General features: G+C 40.7%; 11 protein-coding genes. 6 read left to right on the forward strand and 5 right to left on the reverse strand.

Going from position 1 to position 18,091, the window contains the following annotated elements; genetic code table 11:
• Nucleotides 1-84: 84 nt before the first annotated feature.
• A complete protein-coding gene (locus LDO73_RS11415) occupies nucleotides 85-4,755 on the forward strand; it encodes a tetratricopeptide repeat protein (protein ID WP_224057984.1) in 4,671 nt (1,556 codons plus the stop codon).
• A 214-nt stretch (nucleotides 4,756-4,969) separates the two neighbouring features.
• The gene (locus LDO73_RS11420; RefSeq protein ID WP_224057985.1) at nucleotides 4,970-9,037 is read left to right on the forward strand and encodes a hypothetical protein; all 4,068 of its coding nucleotides are present in this window, start codon (nucleotides 4,970-4,972) and stop codon (nucleotides 9,035-9,037) included.
• A gap of 170 nt (nucleotides 9,038-9,207) precedes the next feature.
• Here the strand turns inward: LDO73_RS11420 and LDO73_RS11425 are convergent, their stop codons facing one another.
• From LDO73_RS11425 to tctD, 4 genes are all read right to left on the reverse strand, one after another.
• A complete protein-coding gene (locus LDO73_RS11425) occupies nucleotides 9,208-10,548 on the reverse strand; it encodes a type II toxin-antitoxin system HipA family toxin (protein ID WP_224057986.1) in 1,341 nt (446 codons plus the stop codon).
• Nucleotides 10,538-10,879 carry a helix-turn-helix transcriptional regulator gene (locus tag LDO73_RS11430; protein ID WP_224057987.1) on the reverse strand — a complete coding sequence of 114 codons (342 nt, stop codon included), beginning with the start codon at nucleotides 10,877-10,879 and terminating at the stop codon, nucleotides 10,538-10,540. Before LDO73_RS11430 ends, LDO73_RS11425 begins: the two co-directional genes overlap by 11 nt.
• A gap of 138 nt (nucleotides 10,880-11,017) precedes the next feature.
• Entirely contained in the window at nucleotides 11,018-12,454 is a 1,437-nt protein-coding gene (locus tag LDO73_RS11435) for a sensor histidine kinase (RefSeq protein ID WP_224057988.1), read from the reverse strand.
• Nucleotides 12,451-13,119 carry a transcriptional regulator TctD gene (gene tctD, locus LDO73_RS11440; protein ID WP_224057989.1) on the reverse strand — a complete coding sequence of 223 codons (669 nt, stop codon included), beginning with the start codon at nucleotides 13,117-13,119 and terminating at the stop codon, nucleotides 12,451-12,453. Before tctD ends, LDO73_RS11435 begins: the two co-directional genes overlap by 4 nt.
• Nucleotides 13,120-13,493: 374 nt before the next feature.
• On the opposite strand from tctD, the gene LDO73_RS11445 reads away from it, so the two are divergent.
• From LDO73_RS11445 to LDO73_RS11455, 3 genes are read left to right on the forward strand one after another with little or no spacing between them, the layout of a single operon-like run.
• Complete coding sequence (locus LDO73_RS11445; protein WP_224057990.1) at nucleotides 13,494-14,468, forward strand: Bug family tripartite tricarboxylate transporter substrate binding protein; 975 nt, start codon at nucleotides 13,494-13,496, stop codon at nucleotides 14,466-14,468.
• A 10-nt stretch (nucleotides 14,469-14,478) separates the two neighbouring features.
• Nucleotides 14,479-14,910 (forward strand): tripartite tricarboxylate transporter TctB family protein, encoded by a 432-nt coding sequence (locus LDO73_RS11450; protein WP_224057991.1) that lies wholly within the window; start codon nucleotides 14,479-14,481, stop codon nucleotides 14,908-14,910.
• Between the two features lie 10 nt (nucleotides 14,911-14,920).
• Nucleotides 14,921-16,429 carry a tripartite tricarboxylate transporter permease gene (locus LDO73_RS11455; protein ID WP_224057992.1) on the forward strand — a complete coding sequence of 503 codons (1,509 nt, stop codon included), beginning with the start codon at nucleotides 14,921-14,923 and terminating at the stop codon, nucleotides 16,427-16,429.
• Between the two features lie 123 nt (nucleotides 16,430-16,552).
• Here the strand turns inward: LDO73_RS11455 and LDO73_RS11460 are convergent, their stop codons facing one another.
• Nucleotides 16,553-17,023 carry a DMT family transporter gene (locus LDO73_RS11460; RefSeq protein WP_224057993.1) on the reverse strand — a complete coding sequence of 157 codons (471 nt, stop codon included), beginning with the start codon at nucleotides 17,021-17,023 and terminating at the stop codon, nucleotides 16,553-16,555.
• 102 nt (nucleotides 17,024-17,125) lie between these two features.
• Between LDO73_RS11460 and LDO73_RS11465 the strand changes: the two genes are divergently transcribed.
• Nucleotides 17,126-18,052, forward strand: a complete 927-nt coding sequence (locus LDO73_RS11465; RefSeq protein ID WP_224057994.1) for a LysR family transcriptional regulator — start codon at nucleotides 17,126-17,128, stop codon at nucleotides 18,050-18,052.
• Nucleotides 18,053-18,091 lie beyond the last annotated feature (39 nt).

An 18,091-nucleotide genomic window follows, 5' to 3' on the forward strand; every position in this document is an offset into this window, starting at 1 on the left:
TTATGTAGCCATGACGTATTTGTTCGATATGCCTATAACGATTATGGGATATCACAAAATACATACCCATTGAGACAAATAACGATGACTAAACAACTGAAAATAGGCCTTTTTATAATTTTAGTAATTACCATTTCAATTGGTATTTACTTTGCAAATTTCTCCAGCAAGTCCAATCCAGCACAAGCTGGTTACGATTTATATCAACAAGGCGAAACTGAAGCCGCTTTTACGCTATTTCAAAATAACGCAGAGAGCGACTCTCAATCTGCTTATGCATTAGCCATGATGTATAAAGACGGCATTGGAACACAGCCAGATGACAAAAAAGCCCAATATTGGTTGGAAAAATCTGCCTCACAGAGCAACAAAAGTGCACTCTATAATCTTGGTTTTTATCGTTATAACCAGAAACTCGAGGGGACTTCTGACGACCCGTATGGTTTAGTCTCGTTAACAAAATCTGCAGATCTGGGTGTACCAGAAGCCCAAATTATGGTCGGTGGTATTTACATTGCAGATGAGAGTGAAAAAATCCCACAAAACATTGAGTTAGCTCGTCAATATTTTACACTTGCCGCAAAGCAAGGATCACAATTCGCGCAATTTGCCCTTGGCTATATCGCCTATGATTTTGACAACGATAATAAAAAAGCAGTCGAAATATTAACCCCTCTTGCAAGTAAAAGTTTTCCATTACCAGCCATGTTGCTCGCAGAAATTTATGCAGAGGGAGGGAATGGTGTCACACCGAATAAATTTTTTGCTGAAAAATATGAAAAAATGTCAATGGCATCAGCCTTAGACTTTATTTCAGATGCAAATGAATTTGAGCCAGCTCCACTGCCTATTTATGGTTCTCAGACACCAGAAGAAAAGCAAAAAATCATTGAAAATTTAGACAATAGAGCTCGTCAAGGCGATGAGGTCGCCATTTATATTTTGTATCAAAAATATATGGCTGGTGACGGTGTCAGAAAAAATAAGAATATTGCATCGGCGTATTTGCGTCCTTTAATACAAAAACGTTCCCCCAAGGCTTTATACTTAAATTATCTTACTGATAGAAATAATACCGATGATTTAATCGAAGCCGCTGAACATAAATACCCAGATGCGATGTATCAAGCATACCAAATATATTCGGGGAATACCTTTGACAATAATATCGACCGTAATGACACGCTCGCCAATCAATATCTCGAAGGTGCTGCTGACTCAGGTCATCATGATGCTCTAGTGAGGATCATTGAAAAGTCAATCAACAGTTACCAGTTTCCAAATCGTCAGTTAGTTGATTTGATAACGAAATACACACCAATATTAATGGAGAAATACCCTAACTCGCCGGAAGCCATTATTGTTGCTAGCCAAGTATATAGCGAAGAAAATAGCCCATTATATTCGCCAGAAAAAGCATTTTCTGCGCTAGAGAAGTCTAATGAACTTTCCCCTAGCTATGATGTTCAAATTCAATTAGCTCGTTATTATATTCAAGGTTTTGGTACAAAAACAGATTTAGAAAAAGCGGTTAATATACTCAAATCCAATTTAGATGGCCAAGGCCGCCCTTCAGCTGCCGACCGTTTATTAGTTCAACTCTATTATCATACTGATATTCAAGCGTATATAGATGAAAAAACGATCATTGATATTTTGAAAAATGACATTATAGAAAGAGAAAATTACACATTAGCCCATTTCTATGCCAATTATTTATTACAAGAGAACCCAGAAAAGAATAGTCAGCTTGCATTCGAGCTATTCGAAAAATCGATTGAGTATACCCAGAATGCTCGAATTTACTATGCCGCCGCATTATTAAAATATAAGCCTGAACAAACCGATCTTGCCGTTGCACTTATTGTCGGCTTGCTCTCTTCCGAAAGTAATATGGCGGAACTGACCCCTAAAGAAAAAGATACCGCTAATGATATTCTTCTCAGTATTGCCTTACAAACAATTGAAACTAAACGCTTACTGGTAAATTTAGCGCTATTTGACCTCAACCCGAAGGCCCTCGCACTCGTAGAGCCACTCGTCGGTAATGATGCGGATATTACCTACTTGTATGGCATGACAAAGCTCTCTCAATTAGACAATGTAAATCGTTTAAGCGACGACGAATTAAAACCCTATTATGACACGCTTCTCAATGCGGCTGAATTAGGCAGTTCATCCGCTTATTTATATATCGCTCAAAATCTTGATGCCGTTAATTACTATAATGATAGAACCGCCTATTATAAAAACCGATTCCAACAAATCACTGGCCTCATACCAAAAGACCTAATTCCCACCTATAAGAAATGCGCAGAATTAGGCAATAACCGATGCTTATATGAATTAGGTGAAATTTATCAAGAGGGGAAATATGGAGAAAATTCTAACTATGATATTGCATTGGAATATTATGGAAAAATATCAGACCCCGATTTTAGTTTTTTAAAATCACGTAAAAAAGAGATTGAAAAAGCAAAAGCCAGTTTTATTCAGATTCAAAATGATGCGAATAACAATGACCCTGAAGCATTACGCATACTCGCTAATGCCTATAAATTTGGTAATTATGGGCAAAAAATTGATGAGAAAAAATGGCTTAACTATTTAACTATGAGTGCAAAGTTCAATAATAAGCAAGCCTTAAACGACTTAATCGATTATTACAGTCAAGACGAGTTTATTGATGCAAATAAAACCAAGATATTGGCTTACTATGACCAACTCACCGAGTTAGGCGACCAAAGTTATACCCGAGAATTAGCGCATCAATATTTAAAGGGTAGTCGCCTTGTTGAATCTGACCGCCAAAAAGCTCGTGAATATTATATTAAGTCCGGGAGTTGGGGCGATCAGTATCTTCGATACATGAACACATATGACCTTGGCATGAAAATGTTAAATGAAAGCCCATCGGCGAAATTCAATGTCGGGGATGCTTATTTATATGGTAATGGCGTAAAACAAGATACCAATGAAGCGATTAAATACTTAAAACAAGCCAGTGATGAAGGCAATAATTTAGCCATACAGCGTTACACCGAACTACTCTACATGGGTATTTATGATAAAGAAAAACACAAATGGATCACAGAGCCAAATTGGGATGAGGCCATATTCTATTTAAGAAAACACACCGAGCCTAAGCGTGTAAAAACCTATATTGAAGTGTATGAGACCCTCGTCGAACCTGCACAAAAAGGCGATGCTTCCGCTTATGCCAAATTAGGTGACTGGTATTTTACTTGGGGAAACCACCCAGCGGCGCAACTGTACTATATCAAAAGCATTGATGCCGGTAACATTGCAGCTTATCAACTCTTAGACCGAGTCACTGAAGATCCTGCCGTGAAACGCCAAAATTATTTGGATGGAACCGCCAAGGATGACCTTTTTTCCAAGGTACAACTTGCTCGCGTTTATTTAAATGACGCCAATGTTGATAACAATTCACCGGATTATCATCTTGCTCTGCAATATCTTGATATTGGAATGGAATCTACCGATGCTGCAATCTCAGAAAGTGCATTTTTATTATTAGCCGATTTATATAAAAATGGTATTTTGTTGAAAAATGATCAGGTTCTACGTAGTGAAAATAATGAAAAGTATCTTGAACTCATTCAGCAGCAAGCTGAAAAGCGCCCTGAAGCCTTAATTCGTTTATATCGCTATTACGCTAACATTGATAATCCCAAAGCGCTCGATTACTTATATCGTGCTCATCAGCAAGGGGACTTAAATGCCACCTTCATGCTATATGAAATCAATAATCCAGGGGAATACTGTACTAATAGTCTTAATGCAGATATTGATAAGTCGAGTGTTTATTTAAAAGTATGGCTCGACAAAAAACAATTTGGAAAAAATACAGATAGAAGCTATATCCAAGAACCCGAAAGTTTAAGCAAACACATGGGCGATATTTACCTAGAGGGTAGTTGCGATATGCCCAAAAATATCGATAAGGCAATTGAATGGTATCAAACCTCGTTAAAATATCATGATACTTATGCGTTAAGTAATTTGTATCAAGCCTATGTAGAAAAAAAGGATGCAAAACAAGCTTACTATATTGCATTACGTTTAGATAAAGCCCCTGAAGACATTGAGTTATTAGACACATTGTCATCGCAAGAACGACAAGAAATAGAACAAAAGTTTGCCGATGAGCAAGCATTCCAAAAATATGGCCGTTTTGCTCAGCAAATTGAAGAAAAACGCCTCAAAGCTGAAGCCGGAGATCGTATCGAAGCATTTTCATTAGGCATCAGCTATGCTCGAGGAGAAATGGTACCGCAAGATACGCAAAAGATGATCTATTATTATGAACTAGCAGGGAAAAATGGCTACTCACGCGCCTATAATATCTTAGGAAATCTTTATCGTAAGGATAATGAAAAAGGGATTGAAAGAGATTACCCTAAAGCACTTTATTACTTTGATTTAGGTGCAAAACAAAATGACAGTAATACCGCGCATTTAGCCGGAGATATGCTCTATTTTGGACAAGGCGTTCCTAAAGATTATGCACAAGCTGCAAAATATTATGAAATCACTGACTTAGAACAAGGTGCCCATCATGCTATGGCAAAATATAAGCTTGCCTACATGTATTATAACGGCTTGCTTGGTACTAAGAGCAAAGAAGATATTCAAAAAGCCCGTGACTATCTTGAGATTGGCGCAAAATACTTAGATAAAGACTCGACCGCAGCATTAAAGGAATGGGACTTTAGTATTTTAAATCAATAGTGAGATATCTCCCCATCAAGTTACCTCTAATCTAATAGCGAACAAAAATCCTCACTGAGTGGGGATTTTTCTCGTGTTGCTATTTACATTAACGATATTGAATGAATAAAAGGATGAAATCCCCCTATTATAGTAATAGACTTAACCTAAATTTTAATAATCTATAAGTAAAGGAAAGGGAATGTCCGCAAAATTCAGCGGTAAGTCTTTAATATTGGGTGGTATCAGTGCCGTTATCATCGGTAGCGTGCTTTTCTACACATTTTCTCCATCAAAAAACCTCGTAGAAAAAGGCGGCGTTCAGCAAGAAAAAGATACCTCATCACAAACAGTCACACCGCCATCAAAGCAGCAATTAATTGACAGCCAAGCAGAGTTTGATCTTGCCATGATGTACTGGGATGGAAAGGGTCAGCAGCAAGATCGTTTAAAATCCAATGAATTACTCATCAAGTCCGCTAAAGTTGGCAACCCAAATTCACTATACAATTTAGGTGTCTTTCGCTATCTACAATTAATTGCAGACACCCCAGACGACCCATTCGGATATCGCTCACTTGAAAAAGCCGCTGACCTCGGTAATAGTCGAGCTCAAGTTTTTATTGGCATGCGATACTATTTTGATGACAAAAAAATTCTTCCTGAAGATTTAAAGAAAGCGCGTCACTATATTACATTAGCAGCAGAACAGAATGAGCCATTTGGCTTATATGCCTATGCAGGGATACTGGATCAAGAGGACCAAAATAGCCAAGAAGCCGTTAAGATCCTGACACCCTTAATTAATGATGGCTTCTTGCTAGCAAGCTATACATTGGCGTCAATTTATGAAGAAGGAAGAAATGGCGTTGAAAAGGATCCTCAACTCGCCAAGAAATATGCTGAAATATTCAATGAGCTGCTCAAATGCGCCAATGAAGAAACATTTAATCCCCCGCCTTTACCAATATCGATGTTTAGTGTCTTATCCCCTACTGAGCGAGCCAATAAATTATCTGAACTCGAGTCATTAGCAAAAGAAGGTAACAGTGATGCGATTTATCAACTTTTTGATCTCTACAATTTAGGTGATGGTGTTATTGAAAATAAATCTAAAGCCGCTGACTACCTTAAGCCATTAGTTGATAAAAACGATCCCAAAGCGCTCTATCTTCGCTATACCGTAACGAAAAAAAATCCAGATGATGTCATCACTGCCGCTGATAATGGTTATGCTCCCGCGGCATATGATCTATACCGCGTTTACTCTTTCGCCATAGAGGACAACAATTTTAATTACTCCCCTGAACTTGCTAAAAAATATCTTCATCAAGCTGCCGATCTTGGCAGCAAAGGAGCAATGTCATACTTTATCTTAAGCATGCTTGAAGATAGTAACTACCCGAATACTCAACTGAACCAACAATTGACTTATTATGCCAATAAATTATTAACTGATTATCCTAATGACCCAATGGCGCTGACTTATGCCAGTTATGTCTATTACGATAAGAAAAGTGAAATTTATGACCCAAATAAAGCCTTTGAATTGACTCAGCGAGCCTTTGAAATATCCCCAGAGAGCTACCTTCGACTTAATTTAGCAAATAAATATGCTTATGGTATTGGTACGGCACAAAATCTAGAAAAAGCAGTTCAACTATATAATGAAAATATCATTAAATTTCCTGCTGATACTCGCTCAAAACGTTATCTAACGGAACTCTTTTATACTTATGATCTTTCTGCTTATCTCGATGAGAAAATCATTATTGAGTACATTCTCAATGATATAAAAGATAAAAGCTATTATCTGCAAGCCTACTATTATGCAGACTATCTACTTCAGACTGACGCTAAGAAAAATTATCAGCAAGCCTTCGAACTTTATGAAAAGCATAGTAACTATAATTTAAAGGCAAAAATTCATTATGCTATCGCTTTAATTAAATATCAGGATAACCAATACGCCCAAGCCATCTCCCTAATTGATGATGTATTTAAGAATAAAGAATACAAAAACACGCTTTCAAATAAAGAACTTGATGCAGCTTATAAAATATTGATGGATTATGGACTTAAAAATGCAACTGCGAAGAAATTATTATTAACATTAGCCGTTAATGATGATTATCCAAACGCAAAAGATTTTGCGCTTCCATTAATCGGGAAAGACCCCGATATCACGTTCCAATATGCGATAGAGCAGCTAAAAAAGATAAACAATATTGACGAGGTTTCGGATGAAGAACTCAAATCTTATTATGATTTGGTCTTTAAAGCTGCAGAGATAGGCAGCACGGATGCTAACTTATATATCGCTCGAAATCTTCAAAATTACAAAGTTTCGACTGAATGGCCTTATTTCTCCTCTCGATTTATGTCAATTACGCAATTTCCTGAAGAGGCAACAACACAATGGCTTGAAAAATGTGCTGACCTTGGTAATAACGACTGCTTATATCAACTGGGTGATATATTCGAAAGAGGACGCTACAAAAACCCCATTAATTATCAAAAAGCGCTAAGTTATTACGAACGAATTACGGATAAAAAATACCCTTATGTACAATCAAATATTAAGGCGATTAAAGATGTATTAGCCCAATTCGATGAGCATAAAAGAAAAGCCCATGATGGTGATGCTTATGCCAACTTAATGGTTTCCGATGCCTATAAAACTGGTGAGTTTGGACAACCTATCGATGAAACACTCTGGCTCAAATATCTTGACCGTAGTGCAATGCTCGGTAATGACGTTGCACTTCAACGAATTATTTATCACTACGACAATGCAAACTTACGCGAAGAAGATCGCCCCAAATTACTCGGTTATTATTTGAAAGCCGTCGAAATGGATTATGAGAATTTTACTTATAAGCTTGCACACTACTATTTCTTTGGTAGTGCAATTACGCCGATTAATCGGGATAAAGCCAAGGAACTCTATGCAAAAACAGGACGTTACGGACGAGACGATCTCGATAAAATGGAGAAGTTCGATGCTTATTTTAACCAAAAAGATAATGATCCACAGGCATTATATGAGCTAGGGAAAGCGTATCTCTATGGTAATGGCACACCGCACGATAATATAAAGGCCAAAGATTATTTCCGCCAAGCTGCAGAGAAAGGCAATACCGATGGCATAATCGCTTATGCTGAGTTACTCAAAACGGGCGTCGTCGATAGAAGCACAGAAACAACACTTGAACCCTCAAATTGGGATGAAGCGATTCTGTGGCTCAAGAAAATCCCTGATAGCCCATCAGCTAAAAACGATTTAGCGTTTTATCAATCCACTATACTCCCTGCTCGAAGCGGTGATGCAGATAAAGCCCTCGACCTGGGGTATTGGTATTCCAGAGAAAATAACGATACAGAAGCATTGCAGTGGTTCAAAGTAAGCTACCAAGCTGGCAATATCAAGGCTATCAGACCACTCTATTTAAATAGTGACATCAACATTGAAGAACAGAAGAAATTACTACAATCTGGTGTCGACAAAGGTGACCTTTTCTCTATTGATAAACTTGCCCAGTTAATTATTTCATCGCCTGAAGTAACGACTGATTCAAAAGAATATCAAACCATAATTACCAACCTTGAAAGTAATTTGCACAGTAATGATGAACATTATCAATACAGTGCTTATTCACAGCTGAAAGAACTTTATGGTAATGGTATTACAATTGATAATCAGTTAATTAGAGAAAAATCACCCGAAAAATATGTCGCACTACTAGAGCAACAATCAGTTACCCGCGTCGATGCGTTATATAGTTTATATTTTCATTACCGTGATAGCGATTTCAATAAGGCAGTCAGCTATCTTGAGAAAGCCGCTAAAATGGAACCCAAAGAAGCCACATATAAGCTCTTTAGTGCCTATTACCCCTATAAAAACTGCTCCAATAAAAATATGGACATAAAAAAAACAGAGCAATACTTAAAAAGCTGGTTAACCTTATCTGGCGCACCAGAGGAGGAGCAATCCTATCGACCGAATACTTATGCCAAGGAAAGCAAAGATCTAGGGGATATCTATTTCAATGGAGACTGTGGCATCCCAAAAAATCTGGATAAAGCCATCCAGTGGTACCAAATATCATTGGAAAATCATCCTTACCATGCAGCAGAAAGCCTATATAACGCTTATCTTTCCAAACAAGATGCAAAGCAAGCCTATTACTATGCTTTAGTGCTGAAAAAAAATACGGAAAATGTTCCTCTCTTTGAGCAACTATCACCAAAGGAAAAAGAGACAATTAAAGCGCGTTTACAAAAAGGTAACCGTCAATAAAAGCATGTTATTAGCCCTTTTTAGCGGTGTGAAGTGACCCCCAGTAATTGGTTCTCCAACGATTGGGGGTCACTTCAGTTATGGGGCTTTGTTTATTTTCGCCAATTACACAGACTAAACCGCACCTAAAAAGGTGCATAAATTGGATAGTGACCGTTTTTAGGTGCAAACTAAGTAATTCCTAGCTCTTTGCCCCCTAAATAGCGAGCATGCAAAAAGGCAAGTTCAACAGCATCTATATCGGCTCCAGTGATACCGTAATCCTCAAAATAGTTACGCCACTCTCTAACAACCAGCCAAATTTTATTAATTTCATCAATTGCTTGGTTTCGGTTTAAACCAAAACGTTCACACCAAGAAAGTGCATTATTCAGTGTCGCTTCCTTACCAAACTCACCAACACCAAGATGTAATCGTCTATATTGTGAATGTGAAGGCCGAGGAACCACATCGTATAACGGACTAAGACGCCACCGTAAAGCAACTGGGGTACTAAGCGCTCTTCTTTCTATCGTTGGAATTTGCTCTGGATATTCTTTCAGCAGAAACCCATGATTACGTAAATGGTCATCATCATTATTCACGAAAATATTGAATACCATTCTTCGATATAGCTCTTTTAAATCATCAACAAGATATTCAGCATCTAAATAGCGTCGCATTGCATCGGCTAACGCTGCATAACTACTCTCAATGGATGACATTTCATGAATATTCATTAAAGTGAGCGCTGATATAAAATGCCGTCTTCCTGTCGTATCTCCTGCCCCAACACGGTCAAAACGCTTAATCAGCATAGCAAAATTACCTGAACCAACTTCTTCAAGACGCGTCTCAGGTACATTTAATCCGGCGGCATCAGCTAATCTTAATGTGGCATGCTCGATAGCCGGATAACAAAAACCACGATCGGTATTAGAAGCAAATTTTGCAAGCCAATGCGTTCCATCTTCCACGATGACCGTCGCTTTTGGGCGCATCCCTCCCATACTCGAGCCTGCATCAAATATCCCATGCAAATTAGCGGGTAAAGGTGTACCATTTTCAATACGTTCAGCTGCATCAAAAAGATATCCCAATGACTTAATATCTGGTGATGTTCTAAGCTCTCTAGCTGAACTACCTTCAAGAGTAATATCCAGCGCTCCTGTTCTATTACTGCCAGCCTCAAGAAGATAAACCGATTCTGGTAGAGAGTTTGCTGGTGCGCGTTTTTTAGCTTCAATAACCCTCCGCCCCCATGCATCAGGAGCAGCATCTCGGATCCCACCAAATAATGTTGACTCATGAGCAAATAATTTTTGCCCCGCCACTAATTGTCCTTGAAGCATCCCAAGCCCAATAGGGTCAATTTCTATTGCACCGTTACGGTGCAAATATTTCAAACCATAAACAAAGCTTGAGCTTAATAGCTCAGAGTCTTCTTCTTGTATGTGTAGTTTTCCCGCAGGAACAGATTCGATAGTACAGGGCAAGAATGCATGTACCATTAGGTTTTTATTAGAAATCATACTCTTCAAGTTCCTTGTCACTTAATGGACTCGCTCTTCGAGGTTGATTCATTGCTTCCAATGCGCTTACTGCATTATCTTTTTTATTCAATGCATCGGCGAGTGTGGCACCTGCACGAACAATGTCTAGATAACGCAAAATCTGACCAATGGCGATGCCCGGATCACCATTTTCAATTCGACTCACAGTATTACGGCTCAGATTTGCTCTGACGGCAACTTCCGCCTGCGTCATTCTGCGGGCAATTCGACTTTGCGCCAAGGAATTACCTAACGTAGAGAGCTGAAGTGATTGTTCTTGTGAAAGTAACGTCTGCTGTGAACGCTTCATAATGCACCTAAAATAAGTCACAAAGTCTATAATGTTTTATTTTAGGTGCAATTGAATAAAATTCAATCTATTCGATGCTTTGGTTTTACTCAATTGTCTGTTTGAATATTTAATTGGCTACCATGATATTAATGCCCACTAGGCTTTCTTCGGTGCCCGGCTCGCTTTCAAGGTGATCCGCACCAACAACCCGCCGAGATGTTCACTCTTTAGCAGCTGCAAGTCTGAGCCGTGATAACTGGCGATATCTTTTACAAGCGCCAATCCCAGCCCTGAACCTTCCAGTCCTTTGGCATTATTCAAGCGCATGAAGGCTTTTAATGAGCGGTGAATATATTTATTTTCAATACCGGGTCCTGAGTCTTCAACTTCCACTTTAATCATGGATTTATGGCTTTCATCCTCCACAATGCGCACAGTGACAATCCCCTTCTCTGGGGTATATTTGATTGCATTATCAATTAAGTTCGCGCACATTTCCGCCAGCAAAATAGCATCACCTTTGACCCAACAATGCTCTAGCCCCTCATAGCCTAAATCAATCTGCTTGCTCTCGGATTCTCCCAAGCGGGTAAAACAGACTTGCTGAACAATTTCGACCAGATTAACCGCACGATAGAGCCTTATCGCCTCTTTTTCGTGCTCTTTTAAACGCGCAAGCTGCAATAAGCGGTCAGTTAATACGATGGTGTTATCCAACGTTTTATTAATCGCCTGCAAACTTTGCTGTTTTTGTTGTTCATCATCGCTATTGAGAGCCACTGAAACTTGGGTTTTTAATACGGCTAACGGGGTTTTTAATTGATGAGAAGCATCGGCACTGAAACGTTCTTGGCGTTTTAACATGCGCTTTAAACGCTCCACATAGCGGTTCAAGGCATCCACTAGAGGCGAAAGTTCAGACCATGGCAACACATTCGGTATTGGCGTGAGATCATTCGCGGCACGCCCCAACATAAGATTGGAAAGCTTTTTCAGCGGTGTTAATAATTTACGTAGTAGCAAATACGCCAATATCAATGTCACAACCACCACAGTACCTTGGCTCATCAACGCCGAGATAAGCAGTTGATTGGCAAAATCTTGCCGAGCATACACCGTTTCAGCGACGCGGATCTCCACCATACCTTGGATCCCACCTTCGTTAATCGGCTGGAAAAAGGTCGCCACGCGAATGGGTAGCCCCATATATTCCGCATCATAAAAGTAGACTAAGGCAGTGTAATGTTGAGAGCGCATCCAGTAAGGGGGGATTGGCGGTAGGTCATCATAGCCAGAAATGGTTTCCCCGTGAGGGGCGATGACTTGGTAAAACAAGCGATCATTGTTGTTCAGCTCAAAGCTATCAAGAACCACATAAGGCACATTCACGGAAAGATGTTCATCCACCACCTGCAAGCGCTCCGCCACTGTTCTCGCCGACGCCAGTAATGTCCGGTCATAGGCAAGGTTTGCGGCGTTTTTAGCACTATAATAGTGGGTATAAACGGAGAAACTTCCCAACAAAATGAGGGGGATACCGAAAAAAATCAGTAACTGATGAAAGAGAGAGCGTGGATGAGAGACTAATTTCATACACTACACTGCTCTAATCGGTATCCCAAGCCGCGTAAAGTATTGATATTGACATCTGAACCCGCGAGCTTTTTGCGAACCCGATGCACATACAATTCAATACTTTGTAAATTGGCTTCATCCGACAGTGAGAATACCTGCTCGAATAATTGTGTTTTTGAAACAGGTCGTCCTCTACGATGAAAAAGGGTATTCAATACCGCGTATTCTCGCGGGGTTAAGCCTAGCGGTTCCGCCTTCAATGAAAAATAACCGTCGTCATGAAAACAGAGATCACCAAAACACTGGTCACTATTCACATTCCCTTGGCTACGGCGTAATAACGCACGCACTCGGGCTTCTAGTTCCGCAATATCAAAGGGTTTAGTTAGGTAATCATCCGCCCCTGCATTTAGCCCTTTTACGCGGTCAGCCACATCTGAATTCGCCGTTAATAACAGCACGGGCGTTTCTTGATGACGTTTGCGCATCTGGGCTAGCACATCCAAGCCACTCATGCGAGGTAATGAAACATCCAATACCACCAACGAATAATTTTCAGTTTGTAATAGCTGGTCAGCGCTATAGCCATCACCGGCAATATCAACAGCAAATCCCGATGCGGTTAAGGCTTTTTGTAACCACAATGACAACTCGTCATGATCTTCAACCAATAACATTCTCATTCGTCGCCCACTCATTATGATTATTTATGCGTATAAGTTGGCACTCTCTCGATTGAATGAAAAGTATTAAACGTGATTTTTACCGAAGCTATCACAACAATCCTTCGTTAACCTGCTGCCACAAATAGAAATTAACATTAAATTAACAAATTTAAGAAGGGATAATATAAAACAATCTGATATGTATCACATAAAAATAATTTTATTTGTTAATGAAAGGTAAATGAAAGGTTCTCAATACAATGATGAATAGCGAAAAAACATTACCCACAGTTATTTATCTACAAAAACATATTCATCTACAACGGAATATCCATAACGACATAACCAACAACAACCAAGTAACTTAATTATTGTCTAGTGAGGAATGAAGCATGAAGAAGTTCACAATCAATACCTTAGCAGCAGCAATTTTTTTAGTTGGCATTAACCAAGCAATGGCGTTACCCGAAAGAACAGAATGTATTGCCCCTGCCAAACCTGGCGGTGGCTTTGATTTAACCTGTAAACTCGTTCAAGTCTCCATGCTGGAAACCAAAGAAATCGAAAAACCAATGCGTGTGACTTACATGCCCGGTGGAATTGGTGCCGTCGCCTACAATGCCATTGTGGCTCAACGCCCAGCTGAGCCGGGAACCATCGTCGCATTCTCTGGTGGCTCCTTGCTCAACCTTGCTCAAGGTAAATTCGGTCGTTACAACGAAAATGATGTTCGCTGGCTCGCGAGTGTTGGCAGCGACTATGGCATGATTGCCGTGCGTGCTGACTCCCCATATAAAACCTTAGGCGAACTGATGGATGCCTTCAAAAAAGATCCAAACAGCATTGTCTTCGGTGCAGGTGGCTCCATCGGTAGCCAAGATTGGATGAAAACGGCGTTACTGGCCAAGGCTATCGACTTAGACCCACGCAAAATGCGCTATGTTGCTTTCGAAGGCGGCGGCGAAACACTAACAGCCCTGTTAGGTAACCACATCCAAGTGATTTCTGGCGATATCAGCGAAATGACCCCGTATATCAGTGACGGAAAAATCCGCATCCTAGCGGTGTACGCCGATAAGCGCTTACCGGACGGACTCGCTAATATCCCAACCGCTAAAGAGCAAGGCTACGACATTGTTTGGCCTATCATTCGCGGATTCTATATGGGGCCAAAAGTTTCCGATGCCGATTACAACCAATGGGTTGAAGCCTTTCAAAAATTACAACAAACCGATGAATTTAAAAAGCAGCGTGAATTGCGTGGCTTGTTTGAATATAACCTATCGGGTCCAGAACTAGACGCTTACGTGAAGAAAGAAGTTGAGAACTACCGTGAGCAAGCTCGTTCCTTCGGGTTAGCGAAATAACGGAGCCGCTATGAGCCAACGCATATTTGCCATAGTCTGGCTAATACTGTGTGGGATCGGGCTGTATATAGGCTGGGGCATCCAAAGCGAGTTTAGCTATGAACCGCTAGGCCCCCGCCCCTTCCCGATAGCCATACTGTCATTAATGACCCTGTGTGCACTCGCACTCCTGTTGGGTCGCCAAGAAGCGGTTGAATGGCCAAAGCCCTATGTCTTGCGCCGTTTAGTCTTGTTAATCATTGCATTAGTCATTTATGCATGGGCCTTTGAGTGGTTAGGATTCCCATTAGCGACCACCTTATTAACCATCAGCGTTGCCCTGTTATTTGATGCAACCCCGATAGCCGCCCTAATTTCCGGTCCGATTCTTGGTCTTTCGCTGTTTTACGCCTTCGACAAATTGCTCGATGTGACATTGCCAATCGGCGAACTTTTTAGCTAAGGAGAAAAGTATGGAAACTTGGATGTATTTATCTCAAGGCTTTGAGGTGGCGCTGATCCCTCAAAATATTATGATTGGGCTGATTGGTTGCTTTATCGGTACGATTGTCGGCATGTTACCGGGTCTTGGACCCATTAACGGCGTGGCTATTTTATTACCTTTAGCGTTTGCGTTAAAGCTCCCTGCTGAGTCTGCACTTATTTTACTGGCTACCGTCTATCTAGGCTGTGAGTATGGAGGGCGAATTTCTGCCATCCTATTGAACGTTCCCGGTGATGCCGCCGCAATTATGACCACGTTAGATGGTTACCCAATGGCGAAGCAAGGCAAAGGCGGCATCGCACTTTCGATTTCTGCCGTCAGTTCATTTATCGGTTCTACCATTGCAATTGTTGGGATCATTTTATTTGCACCACTACTGGCACAATGGTCGCTCGCCTTCGGGCCTGCTGAATATTTCGCATTGATGGTATTTGCTATCGCGTGTTTAGGTAGCATGATGAGCCAAAACCCCGTCAAATCGCTGCTCGCGGCATTGATTGGTTTGGCGCTAGCAACCGTCGGTGTCGATGCCAACTCTGGGGAATACCGTTTTACCTTTGACAGCGTTAACCTATCCGATGGCGTCCAGTTTATCGTCGTAGTTATTGGTCTGTTCTCTGTGAGTGAAATATTACTCATGCTAGAAAGCACGGCGTCTGGACAAGGATTGATCCGCAAAACAGGTCGAATGTTATTTAGCAAAAAAGAAGCTAAGGCCTGTGCTGGCCCAACATTACGATCCTCATTTATTGGCTTCTTTGTGGGGATTTTACCGGGTGCGGGGGCGACTATCGCTAGCGCCATCACCTATATGACAGAGAAAAAAATTGCAGGTGATAAAGGGACATTTGGTGAAGGGGATGTTCGCGGTGTCGCGGCACCTGAAGCCGCCAACAACGCCTCTGCCTGTGGATCATTTATTCCGATGTTGACCCTCGGTGTTCCAGGTTCGGGCACAACGGCAGTGATGATGGGAGCGCTGACGCTGTATAACATCACCCCAGGTCCGGGGATGTTCACTGAACAACCACACATCGTTTGGGGATTAATTGCTGCGCTTCTTATTGCTAACGTCGTATTGTTAGTGATGAATATTCCGCTGATCGGTCTATTCACGCGTATGCTCACCGTACCACTGTGGTTTTTAGTCCCTGCAATTGCCTGTGTCTCTGCGGTGGGTGTTTATGCGGTACACAGCACCACTTTTGACTTGTTACTGATGATGGGGCTTGGAGTATTCGGCTATATCTTGCGGAAGATGAATTTCCCACTATCTCCGCTGATCCTTGGGTTTGTTTTAGGTGAGATGTTAGAGCAAAACCTGCGCCGCTCGTTGTCTATCAGTAATGGGGATTTCAATATTTTGTGGAGCAGTACTATTTCTAAAAGCTTATTAATTCTGGCGGTATTGGTGCTGGTGTTACCACCGATTGTGAAGCTTATTCGCAAACGTCGTCGTCAAACCGCGCAAGCATAATTCCAAACTGTACGTTATGACAGTCAGACTTCGCCCCATGCAAATGGGGCAGGTCTACTGATGAATTACCATAGTAAAACGCTTAACTTAATAGCTGATAGTAACTGATTAAGTGCAATACCGTTACTTTCGTGAAAATTGGACACACAAAACCCCTAGGATCACTAAACCAATACCCACCACTTTCTCAATTGGGATAGGGTTTCGATTCATACCAAACCAGCCAAATTGCTCAATAAGCGCAGAAATAATTAATTGACCCGCAATTACCAAAACAAAAAATGTCGTACTGCCAATTTTAGGGACTAAAATCAAAGCCGAAGTGAGATAGAGCATCCCTGCGATACCACCAAACCAGATCCAAATTGGTTGATTAAATAGTTCAGTACTAAAATGGGGTTTTGGTACCTTAAAAATAATTAAAAGTGGAATTAATACAATTAAACTGATCACCAGCGATGTTGCACTTGCCCATAACGGATGACCTAATTGCCGAGCAAGTATGGCATTACTTGCTGCTTGGATTGGTACAACCGCACCTGCCAATAATGCAACAAAGGCCAGAATGATCCCTGTGATTGAAAATGCTGACATCAAAACCTCTTCATTAATATTGACTTAAGTTGAATGGTTGCCATAGTAAAGAGAGATAACGACATTGGAAAATGAACAATTTTATAAGGCACTATTCGTAGGATGAATAACTTAAGGAAATTAGATTTAAATCAACTCGTGACGTTGTCAGTCTTATTGCGGGAGCGTCATGTAAGCCGAGCGGCAGAAGCTTTACATAAAAGCCAGCCCGCAGTCAGTCATGCATTAAATCAATTGAGGGACATTTTTCAAGATCCATTATTGGTTCGCCGAGAAGGCCAATATCAATTAACTAGCAAAGCTGAGTCTCTTTATCTCCCATTAAATGAAGCATTAAACCAGTTAGATGATTTGATTGCCCAAAAACAGTTTTCCCCACTCAGCTGCCAAAGACGCGTTAATATCGCGATGTCCGACTATGGGGCGGCTTTAATAACTGTCAAATTGGTTTCTTATCTACGTAAATATGCGCCCAATATTGATCTCAATATCTGGCACTGTAGTCGGGAAGAAATGCAGAATAAATTGTATGAAGGGAGCTTAGATTTAGCATTCGGTATATTTAATACTTTGGATTATTCGTTACGAAATCAAACTGTCTTTACTGATAAATTTGTCAGTTTGGTTGATCGTCAGCTCGGTTCGCAAGGCAAAATGGATTTAGTTGATTGGCTATCCTACCCCCATATTTTAGTGAGTATGAAGCCTTTTGATGCTAACGAAATAGACCATCAACTTCAATTAATTAATCAACAACGCCGTGTTGCAGTGACTGTGCCTTACTGGCAAATTGCCCCCCAATTATTAACAGGGACTGACCTGATCCTAACGGTGGCGAAAAAAGCGATACCTCCATCCATGTTAGGCAAATTTACGTTATTTACGCCGCCATTATCTCTTCCTGACTTGGATTTCCAAATGGTATGGCACCAACGCAGTGATACTGATAAAGCATTAGAGTGGCTTAGAGGCATTATCGCTGAACAATTAAAAGATGACCGAGAGTTTTATGGCGAAAACGAGGATTAAAAGGGGCAGCATTTCTGCTATCTATCAGAATTTATAAAA

It is taken from the genome of Providencia alcalifaciens, assembly GCF_915403165.1.
Taxonomy (GTDB): domain Bacteria; phylum Pseudomonadota; class Gammaproteobacteria; order Enterobacterales; family Enterobacteriaceae; genus Providencia; species Providencia alcalifaciens_C.